The organism is Aeromonas sobria (genome assembly GCF_000820145.1).
Classification (GTDB): Bacteria; Pseudomonadota; Gammaproteobacteria; order Enterobacterales; family Aeromonadaceae; genus Aeromonas; species Aeromonas sobria.
On record NZ_CDBW01000006.1, the window covers coordinates 133,942 to 146,683 of the forward strand.

Annotated in this window: 9 protein-coding genes; 6 read left to right on the forward strand and 3 right to left on the reverse strand. The window is 62.1% G+C overall.

Annotation, left to right across the window (positions count from 1 at the left end; translation table 11 throughout):
* Positions 1 to 158: 158 nt before the first annotated feature.
* From BN1135_RS03110 to BN1135_RS03135, 6 genes are all read left to right on the forward strand, one after another.
* On the forward strand, positions 159 to 962 hold the full coding sequence (locus BN1135_RS03110) for a siderophore-interacting protein (protein WP_042018786.1): 804 nt from the start codon (positions 159 to 161) through the stop codon (positions 960 to 962).
* 278 nt (positions 963 to 1,240) lie between these two features.
* Positions 1,241 to 3,208 (forward strand): TonB-dependent receptor domain-containing protein, encoded by a 1,968-nt coding sequence (locus BN1135_RS03115; protein ID WP_042019259.1) that lies wholly within the window; start codon positions 1,241 to 1,243, stop codon positions 3,206 to 3,208.
* Between the two features lie 124 nt (positions 3,209 to 3,332).
* Positions 3,333 to 4,349, forward strand: a complete 1,017-nt coding sequence (locus BN1135_RS03120; RefSeq protein ID WP_042018790.1) for a FecCD family ABC transporter permease — start codon at positions 3,333 to 3,335, stop codon at positions 4,347 to 4,349.
* Between the two features lie 7 nt (positions 4,350 to 4,356).
* Entirely contained in the window at positions 4,357 to 5,394 is a 1,038-nt protein-coding gene (locus BN1135_RS03125) for a FecCD family ABC transporter permease (protein ID WP_042018791.1), read from the forward strand.
* The gene (locus BN1135_RS03130) at positions 5,394 to 6,197 is read left to right on the forward strand and encodes an ABC transporter ATP-binding protein (RefSeq protein ID WP_042018792.1); all 804 of its coding nucleotides are present in this window, start codon (positions 5,394 to 5,396) and stop codon (positions 6,195 to 6,197) included. Before BN1135_RS03125 ends, BN1135_RS03130 begins: the two co-directional genes overlap by 1 nt.
* Positions 6,198 to 6,280: 83 nt before the next feature.
* The gene (locus BN1135_RS03135) at positions 6,281 to 7,198 is read left to right on the forward strand and encodes an ABC transporter substrate-binding protein (RefSeq protein WP_042018793.1); all 918 of its coding nucleotides are present in this window, start codon (positions 6,281 to 6,283) and stop codon (positions 7,196 to 7,198) included.
* A 118-nt stretch (positions 7,199 to 7,316) separates the two neighbouring features.
* Here the strand turns inward: BN1135_RS03135 and BN1135_RS03140 are convergent, their stop codons facing one another.
* The 3 genes from BN1135_RS03140 to BN1135_RS03150 form a co-directional block, all read right to left on the reverse strand.
* The gene (locus BN1135_RS03140; protein WP_042018794.1) at positions 7,317 to 7,670 is read right to left on the reverse strand and encodes a copper-binding protein; all 354 of its coding nucleotides are present in this window, start codon (positions 7,668 to 7,670) and stop codon (positions 7,317 to 7,319) included.
* Between the two features lie 43 nt (positions 7,671 to 7,713).
* On the reverse strand, positions 7,714 to 10,842 hold the full coding sequence (locus tag BN1135_RS03145; RefSeq protein ID WP_042018795.1) for an efflux RND transporter permease subunit: 3,129 nt from the start codon (positions 10,840 to 10,842) through the stop codon (positions 7,714 to 7,716).
* A gap of 73 nt (positions 10,843 to 10,915) precedes the next feature.
* Positions 10,916 to 12,448: an efflux RND transporter periplasmic adaptor subunit gene (locus BN1135_RS03150; RefSeq protein ID WP_042018797.1), complete on the reverse strand. Its 1,533-nt coding sequence runs from the start codon at positions 12,446 to 12,448 to the stop codon at positions 10,916 to 10,918.
* Positions 12,449 to 12,742: the final 294 nt, after the last annotated feature.

Genomic DNA, 12,742 nt, shown 5'->3' on the forward strand with positions numbered 1-12,742 from the left:
GCTAGCGTGCATAAAGCCTATTTCTGGATTGGGGTGTTGGCGGTAGTGATTGGTGACGTTTGAATTCCGCCCCCCCCATTAGACGAGAAATGATCTTATTTGATAGTGATTCCTATTTGCGTGTAGCATAGGTGACACACTCAACGAGGAGCCTCATCGTGTCCCCATCTCTGCCTCCCAATCGTCCCCGTCTGCTGACTGTCAAAGCCATTACCCAGATCACCCCCCATTTGCGTCGCATCACCTTTGGTGGCAGCGAACTGGCTGATTATCCCTTTACCTGCGGTGGGGCCCATATCAAGGTGATGCTGGCCCAGCCTCATCAGGTAGAGCCGGTGCTGCCTGCCATGACCCCGAGCGGCCCGCGCTGGAGCAATCCTGCGGACAAGCCGGTGATCCGCACCTACACCATCTGCGCGTTTCGCCGTGATGAGCAGGAAATTGATATCGACTTCGTACTGCACGGTGACGGTGGGCCCGCCAGCGCCTTTGCTACCCATGCCAAGCCGGGAGAGAAGGTGATCCTCTCCGGGCCGGGTGGCCCCAACCCCATGCTGCAACTGGCCGATCACTACTGTCTGGTGGGGGATCTCACTGCCTTGCCCGCCATCATGGCGATGTGTGAGGTGATGCCTGCCGAGGCCAGAGGGGAGATCGCCATACTGCTGCCGGATCAGGCCGATGCTCAGCCGTTGACGCTGCCGGTCGGGGTGCGCTGTCACTGGTTTGTCGGCGAGCCCGAATCCAGCGGCCTGCTGGAGCATGTGATTGCTCTGCCGTTGGTGCGCGATGGCGGCTTCTTCTGGCTGGGTGGTGAAGAGGCGCTAGTGTTGCCGCTGCGCCGCCATTTTAGGTCAGTGCTCGAGGTGGATCGCCAGTCGCTCTACGCTGTGCCGTACTGGCGCCGGGGCAAGAGTGAAGAGGCCTATCACCAGACCCGTCACGATGTGATGGATAATTAAGCGGATGCGAAAGAATATCTGATTCACGCTTGCAAATAAAAATGATTTGCATTTAGTATTGCGCCGTCCCGATGTCAGTCGGTACGGCGCTTTTGTTATTGATTGCTGCGAGTGGCATCGCACAACGCAGGGCCTGCCGTAATGCGCTGATGTTCTGGGCGATGGGGCATGGACGACTGTTCATGCCAATGAACTCCATCACTTTTCACCGGGTCTGGCGAGGTCAGACAGGGATGTCGGTGGTGTTGGCTTTGGTTGTTTTATGTGGAGTGTTGATGATGCGTACATCATCCCGACGATTTGCAGTGCATCCGCTGGTGTTGTCTCTTTTTGCCCTGCCAGTTCTGGCCCAGGGGACTGCGCCTTCCGCCGCTCATGAAACCATGGTGGTAACGGCGAGTAAAACCCGGCACAGCGAGCTGACCGCCCCGGCCAGCGTCTCTGTGGTGACCCGGGCCGAGCTCGACAAGCTCAATGTCAATGATCTCACCGGCGCCCTGAAACAGCTGCCGGGGGTCAATATCAGCCCTGCTACCAGTTATGGCCGCAGCGAGATCAAGTTGCGCGGGCTGGAGGGGGATTACACCCTGTTGCTGGTCAATGGCCGGCGTATTAGCTCCCGCGATGCCCTTACCTCCGGTTATGGCAATGATTTCGATCTCTCCGCCATCCCCATGGCGGCCATCGAGCGTATCGAAGTGATCCGCGGCCCCATCTCCTCCCTCTACGGTGCAGATGCGCTGGGTGGGGTGGTCAACGTCATCTTGCGTCAACCCGGGCAGAAGACCGAAGCGGCGGCCACCTATACCTTCAGCGACCCCACCGATGGTCACGGCGGGGATATCAACAAGGCGAGTGCCTATGTGGGCGGGGCACTGATCGACAACAAACTGCTGGCCAACCTGGTGGTAGAAGGGAATCACCGGGACGCCTGGCAGAGCGAGCAGAGCATCAACCCCAAGGCCGATGCCATCGAGCAGCGTGAAAAGTTGGGGATCCTCTCCAACGTCAAATGGCTGATCGACGATCGTCAGGATCTGGATGTGGGGATGAACTACGCCAAAGATGATCGGGAGGCCCACTGGAACAACTACGGCCAGACGCCGCGCAATATCCAGCAGATGGAGCGACTGGGGCTCAATACCACCCACGTCGGCCGTTGGGATCAGTTCGACAGCCGGGTCGGCTATGCCTTCGAGCAGGTTGACCTGTTTGACGACTCCGAACTGATGACGGCGCTGAGCAAGACCAGCGGCGATGTTAGCCAGACCAACCACACCTTCGATGGCCAGCTGAGCGGTAATCTGGGCAGCCACCTGCTGACCAGCGGTGCCGAGTACCGCATCACCGAACTCAAGCATAACGTCAACCTCAAGGGGGGCGATGTCAGCGTCAACCAGAGCGCGCTCTATCTGCAGGATGAGTTTGGCTTTGGCGATCTGGCGTTGACCCTGAGTGGCCGGGTCGATCACCACGAGACCTATGGCACCGAGTTCAGCCCCCGCGGTTATGCCCTCTACAGCCTGACTGACAACTGGGTGGTCAAGGGCGGCATTGGCAAGGCATTCAAGGCGCCGACCATTGCCCAGTCCAACCCGGACTATGCGGTAGCCGCCTGTCGCGGTCGCTGCGCTGTGGTGGGCAACCCGGATCTGAAGCCGGAAACAGCCGTCAGCTACGAGCTGGGCACCGCCTATGATGGTTCGTTCTGGGGCGCCGGGGTTACCGCCTTCCACAACGATATCAAGGACAAGATCCAGAGCGAGGCATGGACCTCCACCTGGCGTCCGGCGGTGATGACCTATCAGAACGTCAGCAAGGCCCGCATCAAAGGGGTGGAGCTGAGTGGCTGGTTTGATCTCACCGATACCCTGACCCTCTTCAGCAACGTCACCCTGATCGACGGGGAGGACAAGACCAGCGGCAAGGATCTCTATCGGACGCCGGAGCATACCGCCAACGCCAAGCTGGAGTGGCAGGTCATCGAGAGCCTGAGTACCCAGCTCGGCTGGAACTACACCGGCAGCCAGATCCTTCCGGTTCCGCGCATGAGCGGCACCACCTATGAGACCACCGCCGGATTCCACACCCTGGATGTCGGGGCAGTCTGGAACGCCACCCGGGCTCTGGATCTGAAGTTCGGGCTCAACAACCTGACCAATACCAAGCGTGACTGGGTTGCCACCGAGGCCGATCAAATCCTCGACGGGCGCACTGTCTATGCCGGTGTGGCCTACAAGCTGTAGTGGCTGAGCGGAGCCCGCACTGGCGGGCTTCCGTTGTTGCCACTGTATCGCCTCGGGTGACGGCTTTTATTTCAACCTCATGTATTTCAACAACATGCGCATTGCCACCATAAGGAGTTAAAGGGTGTTTAGAGACCAGACCTCGCTGTTCTGGCTGGGATTATTCCTCCTGTTCATACTGCTTTCTCTTTCGCTCGCCACCGGTGCGGGCGTCTATGGTGCCCGCGAGGTGCTCGGCTACCTGATGGGAGATGCCCGCTGGGCTGGCGACGAGAAGCTAGCCATGGTGCTCAATACCTTGCGAATCCCGCGCACCCTCTGTGCCATGGTGGTCGGTGCCTCTTTATCTCTGGCAGCCTCCTTGTTGCAGAGCGCGACCCGCAACCCGCTGGCGGAACCCGGCCTGCTCGGCGTCAACGCCGGGGCCGTCTTTGCGTTGGTGGTGGGGCTCACCTGGTTTGGCGTGGAGTCCGCTTACGGCTATCTGCTCTGGGCCGGACTCGGCGCGCTGTTCGGCAACGTGATTGTGCTGGGGCTAGGCATGATGGTTGGCCGCTCCAACCCCCTCAAACTCATTCTGGTCGGGGTGGCGCTCTCTGCCACCTTCGGCGGACTCTCCAGCTTTCTGCTGCTCTCCAACAAGATGGTGCTGGAGCAGTACCGCTTCTGGAACCTCGGCTCCCTGTCGGCGGCCAATCTCGACGCCATCGTCGCCGTGCTGCCCTTCGTGCTGGCGGCGTTTGTCATCACCTTGCTGCTCTGTCGCCAGCTGACCCTGATGCAGATGGGGGACAGTCAGGCCCAGGCGCTCGGGATCCGCCCTAACCGGGTGCGAATTGGCGTGCTGCTGGCCACTACCCTGTTTACCGCCAGTGCCATCGCTATCGCCGGCCCCATCGGCTTTGTCGGCTTTCTGGCCGCCTACTGTGGCCGACTGGTAGAGCCGGTGAAGCTGTCGGTGCAGGTCTGTTTCTCAGCCCTGTTCGGCATGCTGTTTCTGCTGTTGGCCGACATTCTGGCGCGCTGGCTGATCCAGCCGTTCGAGCTGCCCAACGGGGTCATTCTGGCCCTGATCGGTGCGCCTGTGCTGATCGCCATCGTTCACCGCGGGGGCTTTCGTACCCTGCTGACCGTCAAGTGAGGGGCTGATGCGTACACCTACCGATATGCTCTGCCTGCGGGCCGGCAACCGCTCTTTGCTGATCCATCTGCCAAGTTGGCGCTGGCTGGCACTGCTTGCCGTGGCGCTGCTGGCGCTGGCTCTGCTGGCCCTGAGCGTTGGCGGCGGCAAGCTCGGCTTTGCCGGGGTGGTCAACACCCTGCTGGGGGAGGGGACGCGGCTTGAGCAGCTCACCCTGTTCAAGATCCGGCTGCCGCGCATCCTTGGGGTGGTGGTGGCGGGGGCGGCTATGGGGCTCTCCGGCTGTCTGGTGCAGACTCTAGTGCGCAACCGGCTGGCTACTCCCGACATGGTGGGGGTCAACAACGGGGCCTCTCTGGCCATCATCGTCTTCTCCCTCTACCTGACCGTGGGCAGCTGGCCCTGGTGGGCGGCCCCCATCGGCGCCATCTTCGCGGCGCTGGTGCTCTATGCCCTCTGCCGCAAACCGGGTGAACAGGGCTATCTGTTCGTGGTGATTGGTATCGGCCTCTCCGAGCTGTTCGAGGCGCTCGGCCAGTTCGTGATGTCCACCAAGGCCCTGCTGCACTTGAGCTCCCTCTATCTGTGGAACATGGGCAGCTTTATCGCCGTGGGTTACAGCACCATCACCCCCATCGCTATCCTGTTGCTGCTGCTCTGCCCGTGGATCGTCTATCTCTCCCGCTCGCTGGCGGTGCTGCGCTTTGGCCCCGAGATGGCCAGAGGGCTTGGCGTCAACGGCGATCGGGTGCAACTGGGCGTTCTGGCGCAGGCCATTCTGGTGGCGGCGCTCGGCACCGCCATCGGCGGACCCGTGGTCTTTATCGCCATGGCGGCCCCCATTCTTGCCTCCTGGCTGGTGAAAGACCGGGTGGTGCCGCTCTGGCTGGCGGCACTCAGCGGCGCCCTGCTGCTGCTTGCCAGCGATACCCTGGTCCGGGTGCTGGCCAGCCCCCACGAGGTGGCGACCGGCATCATGACCCGCATTCTCGGCGGCCTGTTGCTGCTGTTTCTTCTTGTTAACGATCGCCAGAGGGCTGACTGATGACGCTCACCGTAAATCGCCTCCACTTCGCCTATCAGCAGACCCCCATCCTGCGGGACATCTCCTTCAGCGTGCCGAGGGGCAAGCTGGTGGGGATAGTCGGCCCCAACGGCTGCGGCAAATCGACCCTGCTCAAGCTGCTTTCCGGCCAGATGAAAGCTCAAAGCGGCGAGATCCTGCTCAAGGGCAAGCCGCTCGCCAGCTACCCCATGAAGGGGCTGGCGCGGGAGCTCGCCTATCTGCCCCAGCGGCCGACTCTGCCTGCCGGCATTCTGGTGGAGCAGTTGGTGCAGTATGGCCGCCACCCCCATCAGGGCTGGTTCAATCAGTGGGGCGAGGAGGATGCCCGCATGGTGCGTATTGCCTGCGAGCGGATGCAGCTTGAAAGCATCTGGCAGCAGAGCGCCGCGTCTCTCTCCGGCGGGCAGGCACAGCGGGCGTGGCTTGCGATGATCCTGGCGCAGGACAGCGACATGGTGCTGCTCGACGAGCCCACCAGCGCCCTCGATATCGGTCACCAGACCGAGGTGATGGAGGCGATCCATCGCATCACCGCCGAGGGTAAAACCGTGCTGCTGGTGATCCACGATCTGGCGATGGCGGCCCGCTACTGTGACGAGCTGATCGCCATCGGCGAGGGGACCATTGCCGCCATGGGCCCGGCCCGGGAGGTGGTGACCAAATCCCTGATCGACCAGCTCTACCAGACCAGTGTCGACATTCTGCATGCCCCCGGCGATGGGGCGCCCATTATCGTGCCCCGTCGCCACGAACATGGCCGCACCCTGCGTTCGGCGAGTTGATTCATATGGGCCTATCCTGTGGGCCCGCCGAGTATATTCACGCGGCCGATTATCCGGGCCGTGCAACGAGAAGGAGTGAGATGATGAAGCGTTTTGCCGCCCTGGCAGCAGCCATCCTGATGCTGGCCGCGCCGCTGGTTCAGGCACAGGAGATGCGTGAAGTGACTGATGCGTTTGGCCAGAAGGTGCAGGTGCCAGCCCAGCCAACGCGGGTGGTGGTGCTGAGCGAGCTCGAACTCGACAGCACCCTGACCCTGGGGCTGACCCCCATCGGCGCCGTCAATGGCCGTGGTCAACCCAGCTTGCCCCGCTATTTGCTGGATAAGGCGGGCATGGGGATCCAGGTGATCGGCGATCTCGACAGCCCCAATCTGGAGTCGCTGATTGCGCTGGAGCCCGACCTTATCCTGACCGGCCAGACCCGTCCCGAGCTGCTGACCTTGCTGGGGGAGATCGCGCCGACCGTGGTGACCAGCAAGTGGGGGGAACCGTGGCAGGATAGCTTCCGCCGCACCGCCCATACCCTTAACCGTGACCAGCAAGCTGATGTCTTCTTGCTGCAGTATGCCGAGCGGTTGGCCCATGCCCGCAGCAAGCTGGCCAAGCATCAGGGGGAGAGCATCAGCATAGTGCGCTGGAACCCCAAGGGGCCGAGCTTTATGTATCAGGGAACCTTTGCCAGCAGCGTGGTTGAGTCGATGGGGCTGGTGCGTCCGGGCAAACAACAGGGTACTGGCGCGCCCCATTCACCGGCGCTGAGTCTGGAGTCCCTCAACCTGCTGGATGCCGACTGGCTGGTGGTCGGTACCCTGAGTGCCACCGGTGATGCAGTGGATGCCATGCGTCAGGCGGAGCAGACCCCGGCGTTCCAGCAACTGCCGGTGATCAAGGCCAAGCGCTTTGGTGCCGTGGACGGGTCTCTCTGGACCTCCAGCGGCGGCCCGCAGGCGGCCCTCAAGGTGATCGAGGATGTGGAGCAGTTGCTGACAACCCGCAGCTGAGTGCTATCGCGCGCCAAAGGTTGACCCAACGAAAAGGTTGACCAAAGAAGAGGGAGGCTGATGCCTCCCTCTTGCGTTGTCACTATCTGTCGTGACCTCTTCGGCGAGCCAGAGCGGTTTATTGCGGCTTGATGGCTGTCACGGTGAGCTTGCCGCCTTGGCTTTCGGCATGAAAGTGGATGGCATCCCCCACCTTGAGCCCCTTGAGCTGGGCCGGTTCGGCCACTCGAAACACCATGGTCATGGGGGGCATCTTGAGGTTGTCGATCGCCTCATGCTTGATGCCGACCTTGCCGCTCTCCTCATCGAGGCGGGTAATGACCCCCTTGGTCATCACCATTGCGGCCTGTTCGCTCATCTCACCCATCTGACTCATATCGTGCCCTTCATGGTGCATCATCTCTTCGGCTTGCAGGCTGGTGTGGGTGGCAAGGCCAAGCAGCAATGTCAGGGTCAGTGTCTTGTAGTTCATGATGGTTTCCTCATCGTTTAGTCAACATGGAGCGTGAAATCGGTTATTCGGCTTGCGGGTTGGCGCTCTTGCCAAGGCTGCGGCTGCGCCACAGGTAGTAGGCGGCGGGCAGCACTAATAGGGTCAGCACCAGTGCGCTCACCATGCCGCCGATCATCGGGGCGGCGATGCGCTGCATCACCTCGGAGCCAGTGCCGTGGCTCCACATGATGGGCAACAGGCCGGCGATAATGGTCACCACCGTCATCATCTTGGGGCGAAGGCGCAGGGCGGCGCCGTGGATCACCGCCCGGTGCAGCCCCGCCTGGTCCGGCTTGCCGCTGGCCACGAGCTCATCCCAAGCGTGGTTGAGGTAGACCAGCATCAAGACGCCTGTCTCCACCGCGACGCCAGCCAGGGCGATAAAGCCCACTCCGACCGCCACTGAGAGGTTGAAGTCGAGCAGCCAGAGGGTCCAGATCCCGCCCACTACCGCCAGCGGCAAAGTGATGAGAATGAGCAGCACCTCCTGGAAGCGGCGAAACGCCAGATAGAGCAGCAACACGATAATGGCGACGGTTAATGGCACCACGTAGGCGAGGCGCGCCTTGGCCCGCTCCATGTACTCGTATTGACCCGACCAGGTGAGGGCGTAACCCGCCGGCAGTACCAGCTGCCTGTTCACCTCGGCCTTTGCTTGCTCAACGAAGGAGCCGATATCGCGGCCGCGGATATCGACGTAGACCCAGCCGTTGAGCCGCGCGTTTTCACTGCGCAGCATGGGGGCCTCGTCGCTGATGTAGACCCTGGCAACGTCCGCCAGCGCGATGCGTGCACCGCTCGGGGTCACCACCGGCAGCAGCTCGAGGCTCGCCACCGAATCGCGATAGCTCTGGGGATAGCGCAGGTTGATGGGGTAGCGCTCGCGCCCCTCGATGGTCTGCCCCACCTCCATGCCGCCCACTGCGGTGGCGAGCACCGCCTGCACATCGGCGATGTTGAGGCCGTAGCGAGCCGCTTTCAGCCGGTCGATATCCACCTTGACGTAGCGGCCACCGGCCACCCGCTCGGCGTAGACCGATGACGCGCCCTCCACCTTGCCGACGATCTGCTCAAGCTGTTGGCCGAGCTGCTGGATCACCTTGAGATCCGGCCCCGCTATCTTGATACCGACCGGGGTCTTGATGCCGGTAGCCAGCATGTCGATGCGGGTCTTGATGGGGGGCACCCAGGCGTTGGTGAGGCCTGGGAAGCGGATGAGGGAGTCGAGCTCCTCTTTCAGCTTCTCCGGGGTCATGCCGGGGCGCCACTGATCCCGGGGTTTAAGCTGGATGCTGGTCTCCATCATCACCAGATCGGCGGGGTCGGTGGCGGTCTCGGCGCGACCCGCCTTGCCGAACACGTTCTGCACTTCGGGCACGGTGTGAATGAGCTTGTCGGTTTGCTGCAAAATCTCCCGCGCCTTGCCCACCGAGATATTGGCTGCGGTGGTGGGCATATACATGATGTCCCCCTCATCGAGCGGCGGAATAAACTCGGAGCCCAAGTATTTGAGCGGCCAGAAGCCCGCCACCGTGACAATGGCGGCCACCATCAGGGTGGTTTTCGGGCGTGCCAGCACGGCCTTGAGCAGCGGAATATAGCCGCGGGTCAGCATCCGGTTGAGGGGGTTGGCCTGCTCCGCCAGCACCTTGCCACGGATGAAGTAACCCATGATCACCGGCACCAGCGTGATGGCGAGCCCAGCCGCGGCGGCCATGGCGTAGGTCTTGGTGTAGGCGAGGGGGTGGAACATCCGCCCCTCCTGCGCCTCCAGCGCAAATACCGGCAGGAAGCTGATGGTGATGATGAGCAGGGAGAAGAAGATGGCGGGCCCCACCTCGATGCTCGCCTCGGTGATGATGCGCCAGCGGTTCTTGTCGGTGAGCGCTTCCCGCTCCATGTGTTTGTGGACGTTCTCGATCATCACGATGGCGCCATCCACCATGGCGCCGATGGCGATGGCGATGCCCCCGAGCGACATGATGTTGGCGTTGATCCCCTGCAGGTGCATGACGATAAAGGCCACCAGAATGGCGATGGGCAGGGTGATAACCACCACCAGCGACGAGCGCAGGTGGAACAGGAAGGCCAGACAGACCAGCACCACCACGGCAAACTCCTCCAGCAGCTTGCCGGAGAGGTTGTCGATAGCGCGCTGGATAAGGTCGGATCGGTCGTAGACGGTGACCACTTCCACCCCCTCTGGCAGGCTGCTTTTCAGCTCCGCCAGCCGCGCCTTGACCCCATCTATGGTGTGCTGGGCATTCTCGCCGTAGCGCATGACGATGATGCCGCCCACTACTTCCCCTTCGCCGTTGAGCTCAGCGATACCGCGCCGCATCTGGGGACCGGTGACCACATCTGCCACATCCCCCAGCAGCAGCGGGGCGCCGCGCAGAGTGGTGCCGAGCGGGATCTGCTTCAGATCCTCGACGCTCTTGAGATAGCCGTTGGAGCGCACCATGTACTCCGCTTCCGCCATCTCGATGACGGAGGCACCTGTCTCCTGATTGCCCTGCTTGATGGCGGTCTCGATAAGGGAGAGCGGAATGCCGTAGGCGCGCAGCTTGTCCGGATCGACCCGCACCTGGTACTGGCGCACCATGCCACCGACGGTGGCGACCTCGGAGACCCCCTCAACCGTCTGCAACTCGTACTTGAGGAACCAGTTTTGCAGGGAGGTGAGCTGGCTGAGGTCATGCTTGCCGGTTCTGTCCACCAATGCGTATTGATAGACCCAACCCACACCGGTGGCATCGGGGCCGAGCTGGGGGCGGGCGGAGGCGGGCAGATTGGGGGCGACCTGACTCAAATACTCCAGCACTCGGGCGCGGGCCCAGTAGAGATCTGTGCTGTCGTCAAACAGCACATAGACGAAGGAGTCGCCGAAGAAGGAGTAGCCGCGTACCGTGGTGGCCCCCGGCACTGCCAGCATGGCGGTGGTGAGCGGGTAGGTCACCTGATCCTCCACCACCTGGGGCGCCTGGCCCGGGTAGGAGGTCTTGATGATCACCTGAACGTCGGAGAGATCCGGCAGGGCATCCACCGGGGTCTGCTTGACCGACCAGAGCCCCCAGGCGGTGAGCATGACGGTCAACAGCAGCACCAGAAAGCGGTTGCCCACCGACCAGCGAATAATCGACGGAATCATGATTGAACTCCTTTCTCACCAAGTAGAGTGAGCGGAGAGCGGTTGCCTGCTAGGCAGCGAATGATGGCAGGGATCATGATTTCTTCTCCATCTCGGGCATCGTCATCTGATGCTGGCTATGGTCCATGCCTTCCATCTTCCCCATCTCATCCGTTGCAGGCTTGGCGTCGCCGTCAGTAGCGGGTGTCTTCTCCTGATGAATAGTGGTGATGCGGTACTCATCCCCCTCCTGCATCACCTGCAGATGAAGGGTTTGCCCTTCGGCTAGCCGGGAAATGTCCACACCATCCGCCACGGTGAACTCCATCTCCATGGCGGGCCATTGCCACTCGGGGATGGGTTGGTGGGCCACCATCAGGGTGCGGCTGGTCAGATCGATGCTCTGCACAGTCCCCTGGGTCCATACCTGCGCCGGGCGCACCGCCGTCATGCGCTGGAAGTCCGAATCGATGGCCGACTCGGAGTCGAGCAGGAACTGCGCCGAGCTGACGATGCTGTCACCGGCCTCTACACCGTTTTCGATGGCAACCTTGTCGCCAAACTGGGGACCGAGGGTGACGGCCACCGACTTGAAGTTGCCATCACCCAGCGCCAGTACCAGCCGATCCTGACTGCCGGTGCGGATCACCGCTTCGCTCGGCACTACCAATTGCGGCTCTCCCTGCCCGGTGCGAATGCTCACCTTGGCAAACATATTGGGTTTCAAAAACTCGTCCGGGTTGTCAAAGCGCAGTCGCACCTTGAGGGTGCGAGTAGCGGCATCGAGGGTCGGATAGAGGTAATCCACCTTACCTTGCCAGCTGCGGCCGGGGGCATAGTCGAGGGTCATGGTGACCGGATCCCCCACGTTCAGCTGGGCGGCTTGACGCTCGAACACCTCGGCACTGACCCACACCTGCTGCAGGGTACTGATATTGAACAGGGCGGCGGCGGGCTCCACATACTGCCCCTCGCGCACCTTGAGCTCCGACACATAACCGCTGCTGGGGGCATAGATGCTGATGGTTTCGCGCACCTGACGGCTGCGCTTGAGGGCGGCGATTTGATCAGCCGGCACCTGCAGGGACTTGAGCTTGCCCTCGGCGGCGCGCAGCAGCAGCGGGTTGGCTGTGTTGAGGGCGAGCAGGTATTCGTGCTGGGCATTGACCAGATCCGGCGCGTAGAGCTCATAGATGAGGCTTCCCTTGGTGACCCTCTGCCCCTCGCTCTTGATGGCGAGGGTGCGGATCCAGCCTGCCATGCGGGCGTTGATCGCCTCCAGCCGATCCTCGTCATAACCGACATAGCCCACCGTCTCGATCTGCTGGTGGATGGGCAGTCGCTCGACCTTGGCCAGTCTCACCCCCAGGTTCTGCTGGATCTCGGGGCTGATGGTGACGGTGCCCAGCGAGCCGTTTTTCTGCTCCTCATAGACGGGGATAAAGTCCATCCCCATGTTGTCTTTGGCAGGGGCATCGCGCTTGTCGCGGGGATCCATGGGGTTGACCCAGTAAAGGGGCGTCTTCTCTTTGGCGCTGGCGCCATCGGAGGTCTGTTTGGCGGCCCAGTAGCCGCCACCGGCGCCAAGGGCGAGCAGCAGGGCCGACATCAGGACGGTCTTGTTCATGACTGGCCTCCGGCGCGGATCTGCATGCAGAAAGTGCAGGAGGGTAATGCGCCCGCGAAGGCCGCAACCTTGGACGGTGAAAAGTGGGCTGGTGACATGATACGTCTTCTCTTGTGCAGGCCGCCGGGCGGGTGAGGTGCAAGGCATCACCAAAGGGGCTGGCGGCAAACGGGGCGTTGCTGACGAGTCAGCGGACGCACGGCTCCCTGTTGCTGGCTGGGCCAGTGGTCACAGGGTCAAGCGATAAAGGTGTGCAGATAGTGGCAAGGCGAGCCCTGCCCCATGCACGGGAGA

Excerpts from the sequence above, each read along its gene's own strand:
- BN1135_RS03125 (WP_042018791.1), top strand. The coding sequence starts at position 4,357 with ATGCGTACACCTACCGATATGCTCTGCCTGCGGGCCGGCAACCGCTCT.
- BN1135_RS03150 (WP_042018797.1), bottom strand. The coding sequence starts at position 12,448 with ATGAACAAGACCGTCCTGATGTCGGCCCTGCTGCTCGCCCTTGGCGCC.
- BN1135_RS03115 (WP_042019259.1), top strand. The coding sequence starts at position 1,241 with ATGCGTACATCATCCCGACGATTTGCAGTGCATCCGCTGGTGTTGTCT.
- BN1135_RS03130 (WP_042018792.1), top strand. The coding sequence starts at position 5,394 with ATGACGCTCACCGTAAATCGCCTCCACTTCGCCTATCAGCAGACCCCC.
- BN1135_RS03145 (WP_042018795.1), bottom strand. The coding sequence starts at position 10,842 with ATGATTCCGTCGATTATTCGCTGGTCGGTGGGCAACCGCTTTCTGGTG.
- BN1135_RS03140 (WP_042018794.1), bottom strand. The coding sequence starts at position 7,670 with ATGAACTACAAGACACTGACCCTGACATTGCTGCTTGGCCTTGCCACC.
- BN1135_RS03135 (WP_042018793.1), top strand. The coding sequence starts at position 6,281 with ATGAAGCGTTTTGCCGCCCTGGCAGCAGCCATCCTGATGCTGGCCGCG.